General features: G+C 32.7%; 18 protein-coding genes and 1 riboswitch. Of the genes, 5 read left to right on the top strand and 13 right to left on the bottom strand.

What is annotated here, in order from left to right:
- Nucleotides 1-129 precede the first annotated feature (129 nt).
- Entirely contained in the window at nucleotides 130-1,311 is a 1,182-nt protein-coding gene (locus J6D32_RS11150; RefSeq protein WP_009607515.1) for an SAM-dependent methyltransferase, read from the top strand.
- A gap of 39 nt (nucleotides 1,312-1,350) precedes the next feature.
- On the opposite strand, the gene J6D32_RS11145 is transcribed toward J6D32_RS11150, so the two are convergent.
- The 3 genes from J6D32_RS11145 to J6D32_RS11135 all read right to left on the bottom strand — a co-directional run bounded on the left by J6D32_RS11145 (nucleotide 1,351) and on the right by J6D32_RS11135 (nucleotide 4,972).
- Nucleotides 1,351-1,926 carry a xanthine phosphoribosyltransferase gene (locus J6D32_RS11145; protein ID WP_009607518.1) on the bottom strand — a complete coding sequence of 192 codons (576 nt, stop codon included), beginning with the start codon at nucleotides 1,924-1,926 and terminating at the stop codon, nucleotides 1,351-1,353.
- The gene (locus J6D32_RS11140) at nucleotides 1,926-3,269 is read right to left on the bottom strand and encodes a uracil-xanthine permease family protein (RefSeq protein ID WP_055164354.1); all 1,344 of its coding nucleotides are present in this window, start codon (nucleotides 3,267-3,269) and stop codon (nucleotides 1,926-1,928) included. Before J6D32_RS11140 ends, J6D32_RS11145 begins: the two co-directional genes overlap by 1 nt.
- A 114-nt stretch (nucleotides 3,270-3,383) precedes the next feature.
- Nucleotides 3,384-3,485: riboswitch (purine riboswitch) on the bottom strand.
- Nucleotides 3,486-3,604: 119 nt separating this feature from the next.
- Nucleotides 3,605-4,972 carry an RsmF rRNA methyltransferase first C-terminal domain-containing protein gene (locus J6D32_RS11135; RefSeq protein WP_147633601.1) on the bottom strand — a complete coding sequence of 456 codons (1,368 nt, stop codon included), beginning with the start codon at nucleotides 4,970-4,972 and terminating at the stop codon, nucleotides 3,605-3,607.
- 224 nt (nucleotides 4,973-5,196) lie between these two features.
- On the opposite strand from J6D32_RS11135, the gene cax reads away from it, so the two are divergent.
- Complete coding sequence (gene cax / locus J6D32_RS11130; RefSeq protein WP_262942017.1) at nucleotides 5,197-6,288, top strand: calcium/proton exchanger; 1,092 nt, start codon at nucleotides 5,197-5,199, stop codon at nucleotides 6,286-6,288.
- Nucleotides 6,289-6,397: 109 nt separating this feature from the next.
- On the opposite strand, the gene J6D32_RS11125 is transcribed toward cax, so the two are convergent.
- The 4 genes from J6D32_RS11125 to J6D32_RS11110 form a co-directional block, all read right to left on the bottom strand.
- The gene (locus J6D32_RS11125; RefSeq protein WP_006783901.1) at nucleotides 6,398-8,302 is read right to left on the bottom strand and encodes a diguanylate cyclase; all 1,905 of its coding nucleotides are present in this window, start codon (nucleotides 8,300-8,302) and stop codon (nucleotides 6,398-6,400) included.
- 139 nt (nucleotides 8,303-8,441) lie between these two features.
- Nucleotides 8,442-8,783, bottom strand: a complete 342-nt coding sequence (locus tag J6D32_RS11120) for a zinc ribbon domain-containing protein YjdM (protein ID WP_006783900.1) — start codon at nucleotides 8,781-8,783, stop codon at nucleotides 8,442-8,444.
- 205 nt (nucleotides 8,784-8,988) lie between these two features.
- Nucleotides 8,989-10,047 (bottom strand): right-handed parallel beta-helix repeat-containing protein, encoded by a 1,059-nt coding sequence (locus J6D32_RS11115; RefSeq protein ID WP_006783899.1) that lies wholly within the window; start codon nucleotides 10,045-10,047, stop codon nucleotides 8,989-8,991.
- A gap of 544 nt (nucleotides 10,048-10,591) precedes the next feature.
- On the bottom strand, nucleotides 10,592-10,807 hold the full coding sequence (locus tag J6D32_RS11110) for a hypothetical protein (RefSeq protein WP_006783898.1): 216 nt from the start codon (nucleotides 10,805-10,807) through the stop codon (nucleotides 10,592-10,594).
- Between the two features lie 319 nt (nucleotides 10,808-11,126).
- Between J6D32_RS11110 and J6D32_RS11105 the strand changes: the two genes are divergently transcribed.
- On the top strand, nucleotides 11,127-11,561 hold the full coding sequence (locus J6D32_RS11105) for a hypothetical protein (RefSeq protein ID WP_006783897.1): 435 nt from the start codon (nucleotides 11,127-11,129) through the stop codon (nucleotides 11,559-11,561).
- A 123-nt stretch (nucleotides 11,562-11,684) separates the two neighbouring features.
- Here J6D32_RS11105 and J6D32_RS11100 read toward each other — a convergent pair whose 3' ends face one another.
- The 3 genes from J6D32_RS11100 to J6D32_RS11090 all read right to left on the bottom strand — a co-directional run bounded on the left by J6D32_RS11100 (nucleotide 11,685) and on the right by J6D32_RS11090 (nucleotide 13,936).
- On the bottom strand, nucleotides 11,685-12,851 hold the full coding sequence (locus tag J6D32_RS11100; RefSeq protein ID WP_229059698.1) for an MFS transporter: 1,167 nt from the start codon (nucleotides 12,849-12,851) through the stop codon (nucleotides 11,685-11,687).
- Nucleotides 12,852-13,001: 150 nt separating this feature from the next.
- The gene (locus tag J6D32_RS11095; protein WP_050775616.1) at nucleotides 13,002-13,181 is read right to left on the bottom strand and encodes a hypothetical protein; all 180 of its coding nucleotides are present in this window, start codon (nucleotides 13,179-13,181) and stop codon (nucleotides 13,002-13,004) included.
- 92 nt (nucleotides 13,182-13,273) lie between these two features.
- Nucleotides 13,274-13,936, bottom strand: coding sequence for a poly(ethylene terephthalate) hydrolase family protein (locus J6D32_RS11090; RefSeq protein ID WP_262951569.1), 663 nt, complete (start codon nucleotides 13,934-13,936; stop codon nucleotides 13,274-13,276).
- Between the two features lie 124 nt (nucleotides 13,937-14,060).
- On the opposite strand from J6D32_RS11090, the gene J6D32_RS11085 reads away from it, so the two are divergent.
- Nucleotides 14,061-14,579 (top strand): TetR/AcrR family transcriptional regulator, encoded by a 519-nt coding sequence (locus J6D32_RS11085; RefSeq protein WP_132942924.1) that lies wholly within the window; start codon nucleotides 14,061-14,063, stop codon nucleotides 14,577-14,579.
- A 34-nt stretch (nucleotides 14,580-14,613) separates the two neighbouring features.
- On the opposite strand, the gene J6D32_RS11080 is transcribed toward J6D32_RS11085, so the two are convergent.
- From J6D32_RS11080 to J6D32_RS11070, 3 genes are all read right to left on the bottom strand, one after another.
- Complete coding sequence (locus J6D32_RS11080) at nucleotides 14,614-14,883, bottom strand: phage holin family protein (RefSeq protein ID WP_006785384.1); 270 nt, start codon at nucleotides 14,881-14,883, stop codon at nucleotides 14,614-14,616.
- Nucleotides 14,884-14,906: 23 nt separating this feature from the next.
- Nucleotides 14,907-15,896 carry a choloylglycine hydrolase gene (bsh, locus tag J6D32_RS11075; RefSeq protein ID WP_006785385.1) on the bottom strand — a complete coding sequence of 330 codons (990 nt, stop codon included), beginning with the start codon at nucleotides 15,894-15,896 and terminating at the stop codon, nucleotides 14,907-14,909.
- Between the two features lie 139 nt (nucleotides 15,897-16,035).
- Nucleotides 16,036-16,812: a pentapeptide repeat-containing protein gene (locus tag J6D32_RS11070; RefSeq protein ID WP_006785386.1), complete on the bottom strand. Its 777-nt coding sequence runs from the start codon at nucleotides 16,810-16,812 to the stop codon at nucleotides 16,036-16,038.
- 119 nt (nucleotides 16,813-16,931) lie between these two features.
- Between J6D32_RS11070 and J6D32_RS11065 the strand changes: the two genes are divergently transcribed.
- Nucleotides 16,932-17,204, top strand: a complete 273-nt coding sequence (locus tag J6D32_RS11065; protein ID WP_009606618.1) for a hypothetical protein — start codon at nucleotides 16,932-16,934, stop codon at nucleotides 17,202-17,204.
- Nucleotides 17,205-17,299 lie beyond the last annotated feature (95 nt).

Genomic DNA, 17,299 nt, shown 5'->3' with positions numbered 1-17,299 from the left:
TTGTGGAACTGTGGATAAACTGTTATTTTTTTGATTTTTTGAAAGTTTTTTTCCTTATTGATGATGAAAAGAGATGATTTGGTAAATAATAAAAGTAATTTTTGAAGGAATTTGGAAAGGATTGAGTTTATGGCTTTCGATAAGTTAGTTTTTAAAAATTTATTAAAAAATTTTGACAGCGTTCCATTTACAGTTGAATTTTGGGATCATGAAATATTTTCTGTAGGACAAGGAGAGCCCAAGTTTAAAGTTTATATTAATGGCCCTATAAGCAAAAAAGATTTAGTGACTAGTACCTCTTTAGCACTTGGGGAAGCTTATATGGATAAAACTATTGAAATTGAGGGAGATTTGTATGAAGCATTAGATGCTATTTTAAGTCATATTGAACACTTCACAACAGATTTTAAAGCTTTACCTAAAATCTTTAACAACCCTACCTCAAAGTCAAAACAAAAAGAAGAAGTCTCTTCTCATTATGATATTGGAAATAAATTTTATAAATTGTGGTTAGATGATACTCTTTGCTACTCTTGTGCCTACTTTAAAAGCGAAGATGAGTCATTGCACCAAGCACAACTTAATAAAATTGATCACTTACTAAATAAACTGGAATTAAAAGAAAATGAAACACTACTTGATATTGGATGTGGTTGGGGTTGCTTGTTAATTTCAGCTGCTAAAAAATATAAAGTTAAAGGAACTGGAATCACATTAAGTCAAGAGCAATATAATGAATTCTCACGACGTATCAAAGAAGAAAATCTTGAAAATTATCTGTCAGTTAAACTAATGGATTACAGAGATTTAGAAAAATCTGATTTAATTTTCGATAAAATCGTCAGTGTCGGAATGCTTGAACATGTAGAGCGTCCAAACTACGATTTATTCTTCAAAAATGTCAATGCCGTATTAAAGCCAGGTGGAATCTTCGTTCTTCATTACATTAGCAGTTTAAAAGAAAGTGAAGGAGATGCATGGATTAAAAAATATATCTTCCCTGGTGGTGTCATCCCATCTTTACGTGAAATTGTTTCAATTTCAGCAGACTATAAATTCCACGTTATCGATATCGAAAACTTACGCCCTCACTACCGTATGACATTATTACATTGGTATAAAAACTTCGAAGATAACATTGATGAAATTAGTAAAATGTTTGACGAGCGTTTCATTCGTATGTGGCGTATGTATTTATGCTCATGTGCTGCCTCATTTAACAATGGTGTCATTGATTTACACCAAATTGTCTTTACCAAAGGTGTGAATAACTCTTTACCATTAACAAGAGATTACATGTACAAAGAATAATGAAAAAGGCGAGGATCCTCATCATCCTCGCCTTTTTCATTATTCTTGAACAAATTCAATAACACCCGCATCTAACTTGCTAACTCGTGCTAAGGAATATACCTCATATCCTTTTTCAATTAACATCTTACGTCCTGGTTGGAACGATTTTTCAATGACAATTCCAATTCCCGCTACTTTTGCTCCTGCTTCTTCAACTAAACGAATAGCTCCAAGAGCGGCTTCTCCATTAGCTAGGAAATCATCAATAATTAAGATACGATCATCTTGTGAAATATATTTTTTAGATAACGTTAATTCGTAATCTGTTGCTTTTGTAAACGAATGAACTGTTGTTTGATAAACATCACCATTCAAAATTTTAGATGATTGTTTCTTTAAAGTGACCATCGGTAAATTCATTTGCATCGCTGTCATAACCGTTGGAGCAATTCCTGAACTTTCAATCGTAAAAATTTTAGTTACTCCGTGATGTTCAAAATATTTTTTAAACTCTGTCCCAATCTCATACATTAAATGAGCATCAACTCCATGATTTAAAAATGAATCCACTTTTAAAACTGTTTCATTCAATGCTACTCCATCTTTTAAAATACGTTCTTGTAAAGCCTTCATTAAACTACAACCTCCGTTTTAGCCGCTTTTGTAGCAACTACTTTATCCTCTTTTAACAATAAATTTAAAATCAATGCCACAATAGTTCCTGTTGAAATTCCTGATGAAAAGATCATCTGTAAAGCTTCAGGTAATTGACCAATAAAATCAGGGCGGAATGTTACACCAAGACCTAATGCCATAGATGTTGCGATGATTAAAAGGTTACGGTCAGTTAATTCAACACGACTTAACGTCTTAATTCCTGCTGCTGCAACCATTCCAAACATCACAAGTCCAACTCCACCTAAAACTGGTTGTGGAATACCATTAATCACACCTGCTAATTTTGGGAATAACCCTAAACATACTAATAAAATACCTGCCATCACAGCAACATGTTTACTTGCTACCTTTGTTAACGAAATTAATCCGACATTTTGACTAAACGAAGTATTAGAGAAGGATCCAACTAATCCACCTACAATACTTCCAACTCCATCAGCTAAAATTCCTGATCCAATTTTCTTATCATCCATTTCAATTTGAGATGTTTCTCCAACAGCCTTTAAGCATCCTACCGTTTCAATCGTTGTAACAAAATATGCTGGAATAAACGCTAAAACAGCCTTCCAATCAAAAACCACACCGTATTCTAAAATATTTGGCATCGCAAACCAGCTTGCTTCTGCAACTGGCGTAAAATCAACCATTCCAAGAGGAATACACACTAGATATCCAACAAGCATCCCAATTAAAATAGAAGCACTACTTACTAACCCTTTGCCATAGCGGTTTAAAATTAGCGTCACAATCATTACAAGCATTGCAATTGAAACATTTAATAAACTTCCATAATCCAAAGCACCACTACCACCTGCTGCCCAGTCAATTGAAACTGGCAATAACGTTAAACCAATTAAACAAACAACCGTTCCTGTTACAAGGGGGGGGAATAATTTCATCAGTGGTTTAATGAAGAAACTTAAAATAATTTCAAAAAATGATCCTAGAATCGTTGCCCCTACAATCCCTGGCATTCCAAGTGTTGACCCAACTGAAATGGCAGGTGATACAAACGTAAAATCAGTTCCCATAATACAAGCAACACGTGATCCAACTCGGCCAATCCCACGTGCTTGAATAATTGTTGCAATCCCCGCTGCTAAAATCGAAGCACTAATTAAAGATGTCGTCATCTTACTATCAAAACCTAATGATCCTGAAATCACTAATGGTACAACGACAATTCCTGAGAAAGCAGCAAAAATATGCTGTAATCCAAATAAAAACTTCTTCCCGATTGATGGATTATCATTTACATCATAAATTAATCCTGTTTCGACTTGCTGTTCTTTCCTCATTTCGTAATCTTCTCCTTTTTACTAACTCCAATTAGTATTTAGATAACAAAAAAGACAGCCCCCATTATAAAAACGAGGTGCTGTCTTTTTCCTATATAATAAAAAATTATATATTAAAATCATACAACTCCTCGTAGTCCGCACTTTTACGGTTTGCAGGTAGAGACGCCCAGTCCATATCACCGGGCATATACGAGAATTTATTCAATTAAGATATCCGTATTATATTATGAACTCGATTAAAATACAACAAATTTTCATATCTTACAAACATTTATGAAAACTTAGACTCTCATTTTCACAAAAAAGCACCTTCTAATGCCCTAAACTCAAAATTACATCCAACGTAATCCCTTTGGATAATGATTTTTTAATGTTCCATTAACTAGTTTTGCCCATCCCAGAGAATAACCATCAACACAAACTAGATACCATCCTTTATCTCCCTCATGAGATAATGTCTCACCTTTTAAATACGATTTAATCTCATTAGAATCTTGTGGATAAGAAACATAATGCTTAACATCTTCAGGGCGAAGTGATAAAGCTAAGGCATGTGATGGTTCAAAACGATTCTTTTTAAATGTTCCTAAATGCCATCCTGCACGAACAACCTTTAATTTATCAAACGTTAACATACCTTCTGGTACTAAATAAAGCTCTGATCCAAATAACACAAAGTCTCCATGTGGAACATCTTTTAACGTATCTTTAGCAAAATCAAAGAAATCATTTAAAGACTTATCCTTCTTCAATGGCTTCACGTACTCACGTTTTAAATCTGCATCTTCCCCACAAACTTTACGCAATACCGCTAAGTAATGACCTTCTCCATTAATATAATGGGGCCATAAACGATAGGTTTTTTCAATCCCTTCCACAGCGATTTGAGACCACTCGCCACGTCCTGGTTTAAATGATTCATACGCATTAACCGATTCAATTTCAAACTCAGGATGATGACTTATAAACTGCGCAATCGCTTGTTCATTCTCTTCAGGTGCAAATGTACACGTCGAATAAACTAAGCGACCACCAGGTTTTAGCATCTTAGCTGCTTCTTCTAAAATCTCATTCTGACGCGTAGCACAAAGCTTCACATTCTCTAAACTCCACTCTTCTTGTGCCACTACATCTTTTCTAAACATTCCTTCACCTGAACATGGAGCATCGACTACAATACGATCAAAATATAGTGGAAAATGCTTTGCTAAACGAGCTGGTGTTTCATTTAACACAATCGCATTCTTAACCCCCATACGCTCAATATTTTGAGATAAGATTTTCGCACGTTGTGGATAAATTTCATTGGCTACTAAAAGACCTTTTTGCCCAAGTTGAGAAGCAACATGTGTACTCTTCCCACCAGGAGCTGCACATAAATCTAGTACTTTCTCCCCTGGTTTTGCTTCAACAAACGCCCCAACAGACATAGCACTTGGTTCTTGAATATAGTAGACTCCCGCTTCATGATAAGGATGTTTTCCTGGTCGTTCCTCACCCTTATAGAAAAATCCTTCCTCCACCCACGGAATAGAATCTAACGTCAATTTATTCTTCTCTTTAAATGACTCCATTGATGTCTTTAATAAATTTAATCGCAATCCATGAGATTTCTCATGATCATAACTTTTAATAAATTCATCAAATTCTTCACCTAATAATTGTTGCATTTTATCTAAAAAGTCTTGTGGTAATGACATCATACTCATCCTTTCAACTATGACCAAATTATTATCACATTTTTATACTTATTCATGATAAAACACCTGAAAGTTAGATTGCAAGAATTAAAATACAAAAAAGATACACAGAGTAGCTCATTATTTTAAACTCTGATACGTCTTTAAAAAATATAACTTAAATTTAACATCTTTAACTTTTTTATCAATTATTTTCCTAATTGGTTATTAGAATTTTTCAAACTGTGGATACTAGTATTATCTATAAAAATAGGAGGTTCATATTTTCAATGAAAATTCTAAAATATTTGCTTATCTTTGTTCCGATAAGCTTCATTGCTAAATTTATGGGCGTTTCAGATTCTTGGATGTTTATCTTATCTTGCTTATCAATTATTCCATTAGCTGGTCTCATGGGAGAAGGAACTGAAGAAATTTCATTTTATTCGGGGCCTAAAATTGGTGGATTTTTAAATGGGACGTTTGGAAATGCGACAGAACTTATTATCTCATTCTTTGCTTTAAAACAAGGATTATTCGAAGTTGTAAAATCTTCAATTGCAGGAGCCGTCATTGGAAATATCTTATTAGTTGTCGGAGCTAGTATGCTCGCAGGTGGATTAAAATACAAATCACAAAAATTTAATGTAAAAGTCTCTGATGTCTCATCAAGCATGTTATTATTTGCCGTGATTGGACTCTGTATTCCAGCACTTTTCACCCACACAGTTGATCCGGCACTACTCAATACCCGCTACGAAGGATTAAGTATTTTTGTTGCTATCGTGATGTTTATTATTTATGTTTTAAGTTTATTCTTTTCCTTTAGTACACACAAACATATCTATACCGAGACGGATAGTGGTGAAGAACATAAAGCAAAATGGTCGTTGCCAAAAGCTATTTTAATTTTAGTCATTGCAACTGTATTCATTGCAATAGAAAGTGAATTTTTAGTTAGTGGTATCGAAGCCATTACCCAAACACTTGGATGGAGTGAGTTTTTCGTCGGTATTATCTTAATCCCGATTATCGGAAATGCAGCTGAACATAGTACAGCCGTCGTTATGGCTAGAAAAGATAAAATGGACGTTGCTCTTGAAATTGCAATTGGTTCAAGCTTACAAATTATTTTATTCGTCGCTCCTATCCTAATTTTTATTAGCCAATTCTTCATCCCTATGAGTATCGTCTTCAATCAATTTGAACTTATTGCTCTGATTGCTTCAATTCTTATCGTCAACAAAGTAGCCCATGATGGAGAATCAAACTGGCTTGAAGGAGTTCAGCTACTCTCTGTTTATCTCATTATTGCCGCTTCATTCTTCATTCTATAAAAAATAGCTAGTGTCTAAAGACACTAGCTATTTTTTGTGGATAATAAAATCCCATCACTTATCCACAATTTCTGATTTTCAGATAAACATGACACTTTCATGATTACCTTTAAGTTGTAATTGTATTTTTACCCTGAGCTTTCGAATGATATAAATTTTCATCTGCGGTTTTTAAACTAAATTCATGCTGCCTAGAGTGTGCAATTCCTAAACTAATCGTAAACTGAATATTGGGACTCACAATCGTTTTGGCCACCTTTTCACGAATAGACTCTGCTAAAGCAAGAACATGTTCTTCAGATTTATCAACAGATAAAATGACAAACTCCTCGCCGCCATACCTAAATCCATATTCTCGTTTTCCAAGTTCCCCTTTAACCGTCTTAGCCAAACTCATTAATACCGCATCACCAACATCATGACCATAACGATCATTAATTTTTTTAAAATCATCAATATCAAATAAAATGATAGAATAATGACCTTTTTTTCTTTTTTTCAAAGCAAGATAAATTTTATCAAAGTATCGACGATTATATAGATTAGTAAGATGGTCCTTTCTATTTTGTGACACTAATCTAACAAATTTAAGAATACCGTAAATGATAATACTCCCTAATACCATAAAAATGCTCATATTGATTATTCTATATTGTATCGTTCTTTGTAAAATAAGGTCATTTTGATGAGACTGAATCGCATAAAAAATGTACTCATTTCCTATTCGATTTTGTTGAACGTCTGAAAAAGCAATTAATTTATCTGTCAACAGTTGATACTCATCTATGCGCCCTAACTCTTGATAAATAGCCAATAATTTGGCTATACTCTCTTTTTGAAATCCTAGAGACTCTCTTTTTTCAGATAACTCTAATAGTTCATGATATGTTTTAATTGCTTCATCATAATTTTCCTGATGATAATATAATTGACCTAACGTATTTAAATAATATAAATCTTTTTCAAATACGGTATAATTTTCATCTTGTTTAAATAATTCAGTCGCCTTTAGGAGGCTTTGATACGCATAATCTATATGCCCATAATAAATATCAACTTGTGCATAAATTAAATATCTTAATATCTCATACTCAATCGCAATTTCAGATTTAACCTTAGATTCATATTCTTTCATCAATCCAGTGTAAGCTATGACCTGTTCATAATCTTCCTGCATCAAACTGATTTGTGCCAAATTCTTATAAGCATATAATTTAAGATTATCACTTAAATCTGTATCCTTGACTACCATTTTTAATGCTTCTTGTATAACTTGTTTGGCTGCATCGTAATTTTCTAATATTTTAAAAACATTGCCAAGTTCTATTAAAATTTTCATTTTCGTTGCCTGGTCATGTTGCTGCTCTGCTAATTTAATTCCTTTTAATGCAGCATTAATTGCATCAGCATATTGATGACGTAAACAGTATAATGGTGTTTGTTTGGAAATCAAATACAGTAATGTTTCTTCATTTAACTTCTTTTCATACTTCAACACCTCTTCAAGCGTTTGTGTAGTAAAATGCTCACCTCTATCATTATTTATCGTTATCAATAACAACTCCCATACAGACTTAGCATGGTCATTATAATCTTCGATTTCAATATTATTAACACCAATCATGACATAATCTAAGGCTTGTTGATACCGCTTTGTATCCATCATTTGCTTCGCTAAATAGGTCGTCGTATATAATATTACAAAGGGATCTGTTTTTTCACTAATCAACTCAGTAACCTGATGATAATTCGCGATAGCGGACTCTTCATTACCTTCTACCTCATTCATATATCCCAAAGTGAAATAGTCCATTTCATCTTTACTTAATTTAACTTCTATCTTTTCCGAGTATTGTCTAAGTTGTTCTACGTCTAATACAACATTCTCTTTAATTGCTCGCTTAATAATCTCTAAATGATAATTCGTTTTTTCTCTTCCTATTATAAATAGAGTGATGATTCCAATGGATATAGCTAGTAAGAGAAATCCTAATTTCTTCTTAATATAGTCCACCTTCCCCTATCCCTAAAAAAATAACTATCTTTTCCATTGTTACACTTAATTTTACTATAAATCCCAACTATTTCAAAGTAAAGTTCTAACAATAAAAGCATCCTAGTTAATTAGGATGCTTCATCATTCTAAAAAATAATTAGATTTTTTTTACGAATTCAGATTTTAAACTCATTGCTCCAAATCCATCAATTTTACAGTCAATATCATGACCATTAGATGAATCATGAACTAAACGGATTCCTTTTACTTTAGTTCCTTGTTTAATCGCTGAAGAACTACCTTTTACCTTTAAATCTTTAATAACTGTTACAGTATCTCCATCCGATAAAACATTTCCGTTTGCATCACGAATCACGTTAGCTTCCGCTGCTTCAGCTTCTGCTTCTGGACTCCACTCATAAGCACACATTGGGCACACTAACATTCCTGCATCTTCATATGTATATTCTGAATTACATTTTGGGCAATTTGGTAACATAAAATCCATTCCTCCAGTTAATGTTGTAGCATCTGACTTTTCTTACAATAAAAAGCCAAATATATTCTTATATACTATCATATTCTGTACATATTGACAAACGGTGATTTGAACTGGAATCTGGTATCCTTCTCAATTAGTATGCGCCAAAAATTCGCTATTGATAGGGAACTTAAATGACCATTAAATCATTTTTAAATATTTACTAGAAATTCTTATAAAATAACTCTAGCAATCCCTTATAGCCGTCTGTTAAGTTATCTAGATTAATTTCCTGTATACCATTCGCTAGTGTATCACAAGTCGTATCATTTGCTACGTTATTCTCTCCAGTGGCAGAATAATTAACAACTGAAGTCAATGGAGTATTGCATCGTAATGTATTGGAGAATCCATTAACTAATATCCCTACATCATGAAATTGGCTTACCGTATTCTGTCTGGCATAATTTCTATTTCCCTGAATTAAAATCGCAGTATTATTTATATGTTCCACAACATTCTCTATAATTGAGCTATCGTTAGCTTTTAACATTATCCCATTCTTTGAATTAATCAATGTATTTTTAAATATAATTGAGTAATTTCCCTCGATCATTATTCCGATCTGATTAATGTTCGTAATCGTATTTAAACCAATAAAAAAACGACCTCTTTTCACTATAATACCATTAGATGAATTTTGAATAAGATTAGTATAAACAATATTTTTATCGGAATAAGTTGTGTTAATGTTAATGGCAAAGTTTCCATTACCGTCAAAGTAATTATTAGCTATAATATTTTCCCTAAAATCTCCGGGTCCCGCTAAAAAGCCACCTCTTCTATTTCCTTCTAAACTATTTTCATAAAATAAATTTTCTCTTCCAGACAATATAATCCCTTTATCTTGATTATTGTTTATCTGACATTGCCTTACAGTATTAAGATGCCCACTGATTTTAAATCCACTTCCTACATTACTATCAGATTTAACATGATGGAAGACATTCTTATCCCCAATTGATAAAATTCCTATTGTAAAGTTTTGAAAAGTCAAATTGGCTAATATAACCTCATTAGCATCAATAGTTATTCCGACTAACCCCTGATCAGTTCCATCAAGAATAACTTCTCCGTCACCAAAAATGGTAAGGTTGTCCACATTAATGAATAAATTCTCTCTATAAATCCCTGATTGAACTTGAATCTTATCTCCTGGACTAGCATTATTAATTGCTTCTTGAATAGTCATATCTGAGCCTGTAACCTCTATAGTTGCCATCACATTCCCTCCTTATAAACTTTTCCCTAGGACGAATTCAATACAGGTACAACACTTTCTCCTCAAATAGTTCGAATGAAAATTTCCCACCTAAACATTTTCATAGGCGTTGATGAATAAGCATCTACAAAATAAATAGGTATCTTTAATTCTGATTCAAGTTGTGAGTAACAAGCAACCCCTTCCCTCAATCACTATGTCGGTTTTAAAGATTTATAGATGATAGTTTTCATTTAATTGACTTAGCGCTTTGTACATTTCCATTTCTGAGAAATTTTATATTTTAATAGCGATGTAATAATGGATTTGGTGTTCTACAAATGATGATAAACAACCTTTACTTTAAATACGACTTGAAATAATCGTATCTATTGCCCATCACCATCAAAGGAGGATACTTGCTTCACACTATTCCTAAATCTTTTATGTTTTTCACTTCTTTAGAACGTTGATAAATCGACGTTCTAAAGTTAGTTTCTCATAATTTTCAAGGCTTTCCTGTTTATTTTAAACAACTTAAATCTTCTAACAAAATGCTCCATCATCAACGATAAATGGCATAAAATGAAATAATCCCTTTTAAAACTGTATTAAAAATCTGGTCTAGCGACTGAGTTAATGTTAAATAATATAGGGAAATGACTTCTTTGGATTTCTTCTCTGAACGATAATGAATTAAGTGTCTTTTCTTGCTTAATTCATCTGTGGACTCAGCCTGATACATCTCCTGAGTGTTTCGTTTTAATTCAGGAGAAATCATTGAGTCATTTATCTCACTAAATATCTCATTTTCGAAAGCACCTCTATAGGGGTCCCCTCGAATGTCTTAAGATGTCTATAACTTATCAATAAATTTCCTTGTTAAGAATTTGGTGTGGTAACTCATTCTATAACAATAATCTTATTTATGAGTTTTTTTTATGTTGCACTTAATATTAAAATCTGTCCTATAGTATCCTATGTCTAAATTCAAAATTAGACACTCTGTATCAGATTAAATATTCTTAGTTCTTTATTGGAATACCCTTCATTAAAATAGCAAATAATATTAAATATGAAATAGAAAGAAGGTTATATTAATGCCTAATCAAGATTCAATTAAACTATTAAATGAATGTAATTCTGGAACTAAAATGGCAGTTGAGAGTTTAAATGAGGTTCTAGAAAAAGTTAAAAATGAGAACCTACGTAATACTTTAACTACTTCTCTTGAAGAACATAAAAAATTCGGTGACTTAACACACCAAAAACTAATGGAAGCTCACGATTCTGATAAAGAACCCAACCCTATTGCAAAAGCAATGTCTTGGATGAGTACAAATGTTAAACTACTAACAGGTGATGTTGATGAAAAAATAGCCGATATCGTAACAGATGGATGCAACATGGGAATTAAATCTATTGCTAAATATCTTAACCAATATCCCGCTGCAACAAGCGATATCAAAGATCTTGCTAATCAACTCATTAAAATAGAAGAAAAACTACTACATGAATTAAGACCTTACTTATAAAAAAGAGCTAGTAACTGTACTATAACGCAGCATACAAAAATAAAAACAGTCATTTTAAGATGACTGTTTTTATTTTTATAAAGTTTTATTTAATCTAAAGTTACTACCCTAAAGAGTTAATATCTAGTTTGATTTTTTCAATTTTCTCGTTAAGCAAATAATTGAGAATAACATCACGATAAAGGCGATAAATAAAGTTAATGGAAATAAATTCAATCCAAATAATTCAGCTATCAGACCAAAGAATGGTGGTGTTAGTATAGTAGCTGCATAACAAGCCGCTATTTGTGTTCCCATAACAGATTGAGAAAGATTTTTCCCAAAGTTTTCAGGTGTTAAATGAATTAGGTTTGGAAAAATAGGGCTAATCCCCAGTCCAATCAGAAATAATCCTAAAATTGAGCTTTCTAAAGATAAAGGTAATAGTAATAATAAAATTGCTAATATGGTAATAAATTGACCAATTTTTATTAACTTCCAGCTTGATAATTTATCGGCTAAAATTCCTGATAATAAACGTCCTAGTGTCATCCCAATATAATATATCATAATTACTTTTGCAGCATGATAAGAAGCCATTCCTTTTGCATTTACGAGAAATGTACTTGTCCAGACAGCACATAATGATTCCATTGCACCTAATCCAATAAACGCGCCCCATACCCAACGTACTGATGGAATTTTAACTAATTCAGATAGTTTCAAGGGATGAGTCTTTTCTTCCTGAACATGTACTGATTCTTTGACCCTATTCCAAAGAGGAAGTGATATGATACAAATCATTGAAATAGCTAACTGAAAATAGAAAACATTCTGATAGCCGTTACGCCAGTCAGATTGATTAGATAAGGCCATAGACATCAAATAAGGACTAAACGAAACTCCTATTCCGTAAAAACAGTGTAAGAAATTCATGTGTTTAGATGAATAATGAAGAGCAACATAGTTATTCATAGCAGCATCAATTGCACCTGCACCTAATCCAAGTGGAATAGCTGATAAACATAACCATAGCAAATTATTTGATAAAGAAAACCCTAGTAATGCAATAGCTGTCATGGATGTACTAACCGCTGCTACCTTCCCTGTCCCAAACTTATTGATTACTCTTGCGCTTAATAAGCTTGAAATAACCGTTCCTACTGAAATTAATAATGAAATACAACTAACAGTAGAAACAGGTAATCCAAACTCACGATAAATGGCTGGCCATGCTACCCCGAGTAATGAATCAGGAATTCCAAGTCCAATATAAGCAATATAAATAATAATTAATAATATTGTTGTCATCATTATGTCCTCCCTATTTTGCTACTATACAACAGATTAATATTTAAAAAAATAAAATAATTTAGGATACCCATTTCAACTTTAGCCAATTCTTACTATAATCCGTAAAGCTATCTTTACTTGTTGAGAAATTTATTTTTTCATCGGTCATTATTCTTTAATTTGAACATCTTGCCAATTATCTAAATTAGTTAAGATTTCAGGGACATCACCAGAAAAAGCTTGACCAGCTTCTTCATCATTCATTAATGTGTACCTAAACCAAGCTGTCATATAACCATCAGCATGAGTTAGCATTTGGTCATGCTCAACATTCTTTCGTCTTCCCATAATGGTAAGTTGTTCACTTTCTACTCTGTTATAATTATCTATTAAAGATAAAAGAGGTGCTATTAACTCAGCATCAGACTTTCCTGTAGCTGCTACTTTAAAATAAGGGATTTTATTTTTGATACATCGTAGTCCCATTCAAGTGCTTGAGCGAGCTCTAAAGCTGTGGTACTTGCTGTATAGAGCGACGTAAATATGTTGCTATTATCAAAGCTTGTTATAGCATTAATTGCACCCACACCTCCTTGTGAATGCCCTGATATTCCAATATTACCTAAATCTATTTTGCCAAAAAAAATACTTTCGTTATCTTCATTTAAAGAAAGGATGTAGTTCAACATAATAGATGACGACTTACCACTTGCTGAATTTTTATCATCGTTTCCTACCACAATAAATCCCCACGAAGCCAAATGTTCAAATATTGCACCATACTTTGTATAGGGAACCCCTGTCCCATTTACTAACAAAACAACTGGATATGTTTTATCAGCCTTTTCCTCTAATTCTAACGGATACCATATTTTGTACTCCTTAAATAATTCTTCATTGCTATTAGCTTTAATAGACTCAACTTCATACTCCCCACGATTAGTATATTTCTTTTCAATCATGCCCACTGCATCAACTTGATTATAGTAGTTACTTTTAATCGGTCTTGAGCCTATGAACATAGCAATGATTAAAAAGACAACTATTAATAACAAGATAATTGTGACAACAATAAAAGTGTTTTTCATTAACCTAAAAACCATCGACAAACCTCCTTGACAATTCATTTATACATAGGTATCCTCTAACGGAGACAAATGTATCATCTACTAAAATAGAAAACAAGATATCTGGAAAAAATGAGACAAATTGGAGGTTTTGTATCACATGAAAAAAGAACAAAATAATTCATTTGTTAAAGAGCAAATTACTCATGCACTTTTAAGTTTAATGAAACATCACCCCTTTGAAGACATTACAATTACAGAGATTGTAAAACATGCACTGGTTAGTAGAGCTTCTTTTTATAGAAATTTTATAAATAAAGAAGATATTTTAAAACAACATTTGGTGAAATTAATTCAAGAATGGGGAACTGAGTTTGAGCAAAGTAAAAATCCTAATTTTGTCGAAAGTCTATTTGGTCATTATCTAAAATATGCTGAAACCTATCAATTACTTTATAAATGTGGCTTATCTTATTTAGTTTTAGATACGATTAAATCTGTATGTGGACCCAAGCCTGAACAAGAAAATATCCAGGCTTATACAAATGCATGGCTAGCTTGTGGCCAGTTTGGATGGATTGATGAATGGATCATAAGAGGAATGCAAGAATCTCCAATAGAGATGGCAAGATTAGTTGAATGGTCACAACAATCTAACAATAGTTCACCTATTAATTAAAAGAAAAAAGAGCTAGTTAACTAGCTCTTTTTTCTTATTTTTCATCACTCTGAACTTGAATCAATTGCTTAAATAACTGATGAACCCCCGTACTCGAAAGTCCTGAAAACATTCCCCCAAGAACAATATCAGGTGAAATTCCTTTATTAATCCAAACATTTAGTATCAACCCTAAAATAGCCATAATTAATGGAATATATTTATTCTGTACAAGAGTTAAACTATTTTTGATAACATCCCCCACACACAAACAAATTCCTACAATGACAGGAATACAGTAAGTTTGTAAAAAAGATAAATCCATCTTTAATCTCCCTCATATTTTACTTAATTTTGTTTCTGTACTACCAGTTTATCTTGATAAGGAAACACTTTAACTTCAGAGGCATCTAAATTCTCGTCAAATAAATGAATAGCATTAATTTGATTATTATTATAAGTGTTATAGTAATAAACGCCTGTCTCTAAACACATACAACTAGTACACTGCGTTTTCAAATATTGTTGGTGGCAAGTAACAGCAGTTCCTTTGATAACAGCCACATTACTTAAAATATGAAAAGTACTTGTTATTAAAGCATCTTCTCCTTTTTCTACTCTAATATGATTTCTTAGAAAAGCTGCTTTTACAAAACGAGATGAAGATGAAACATCTCCTGGTAGTCCGATTCCCCCAAAACCTTCTGAGTCAAAACTTAACTCCTGATGTCCCCACTTCACCTTATGCGGATTCGTCACTTGTATATTCATATACCGATTTAAATTTATGAGATGCCAATCGAATGTTGGAGCATTAGTTAAAACTCCCACCTTATTATTATAAATTCGAAAATTCCCCTTCGTTTTTTCTATTACAATAGACTGTCCTGTACGATCAGTTACAATCCAATGAACATCTACTGATACCTCTTTCCCTTCAAGCGACTCATTAACTAGATTTACATTTTTTAATCCGTCTTTTACTTCCTCAAGAGATTGAAAATTTGCTAAAATCCAATAAACAAAATCATAAGGAGCCACATTTATTTTATCTTTATCCAATACTTTACTCCATGAAGCATATTTAGGTAACTCTAATACAGCGCAAGCTAATCCCTTTTCATTCATCCCGTCAACTAATAAGACATGATTTTCAAACGTCGTAGACATTCCAACCATCGCGTATTTATTTTTCTTTTTTAGACTCATGATAGTATGAGTAAATGCATATGACCTCGGAATCAAAATAACAGCAACATCTAATAAAGCCACAATATCTAAATTTCTCCCTAATGCATGCAATCCATCTTGTGTCTTTAATGTAATAGCTGTACACATCTCTATCCTCTCCCTATATTCATTCAAAAAAAGAAGAAGCAACTTAAAAAGTACCTCTCCTTATCATATTATGAAAGCTATTAGTATTTTAGACTAACTGAAAAGTCAATTCAAAACCAAAGTCTAGCGAAAAATTATATTACCAGTGCGCAGGACGTGATAGCCAATTTGGAATTTTTGTCTGCTGATCTCCTTTGGCCACATTAATCTGGGATTGCGTTAAAAATAAACATTTATCAAGTTTAGCCCCCCTAATATCTGCATCTCTAAAATCTGCCGCAATAACATTAGCTCCACTTAAATCCTGATTCTTCAAATTAGCTGCAATTAATAATGCCCCTCTTAAATCCGAGTTAATTAGATTCTTTTTCGTTAAATTTTTTCCCATCAAATCTTTGCCAAGTTTCTCACCTGATAACGTTCCAATCTGACGAAGAATTTTATTGACCTCATCACGATATGATTCAATATCTAAAACTAATAATGAAGCGAGATCAAGATACGTTAACTGAACAATCTTCAGTCTCATCTCTTCAACCTCTTTCTTAAGTGAAATCGATACCTCTTGTAAGCTCGCATCTGTTAAATACCATAACATCTCGTGTAACTGACGCATCACAACAAAGACATCAAACATCTCAGTCTTAGATGATTGCTTCCAATCAATTCCCTTATACGTGACCTGTGCGACCTTTTGGCCCGCCCCAAAGCAATCATAAGCAGTGCATCCTTTTAAACCTTTATCACTTAACGACTCGTGAATTTTACAACTAAAGTCATCACTTAAATGAGAACACGGCTTCCCTGCAACCTTATCACTTGGAAAACCCTCAAACTTCGAAAAATAAAGTGCCACACAACAAAGACCGAAACAATTTTTACAATCAATTTTTAAATCCTTAAATTTATCACACATCCTAAACAACTCCTTAATCCTCTCACATAACCTACTTTTATTTTAACGTGACCTAGTTATAAATCCTAGTACTTTAAGCAAAACTATAATGAACACCTAATCTGAAAGGATGATTTCAAATGACTGATAAATACGATTACGTCTTTAAATGGATTAAAAACGCAACAAAGCCAGAACGTCATATTGATGAAGTTGAAGCTTTTGCTAAAAAACACCCTGTATTATTTATGAAATACCACAAGTTATTTAATCCTATTGTAAATCATAGCGAAACCGACCCTGAATACATTGAAGCTAAAGAAAAACTCATTAAATTATTCTCGGAAAACGAAGAAGATTTTAAACCAGTCTTAGATGCAGTAAAAGAAAAATTTAGCGGAAAATATTTTTAATTAAGGAGCCTCAGACTAGAGGCTTTTTTGATGCCATGACATTCTTTTCACTTTTTTATCTCAGTCATTTCCCTTATGATGATACATATTAAAAA

Source organism: Turicibacter sp. (assembly GCF_017941855.1).
Classification (GTDB): Bacteria; Bacillota_I; Bacilli_A; order MOL361; family Turicibacteraceae; genus Turicibacter; species Turicibacter sanguinis.
Note: the sequence above shows the minus strand (reverse complement) of the source record. Positions and strands in the feature narration are given on the sequence as shown.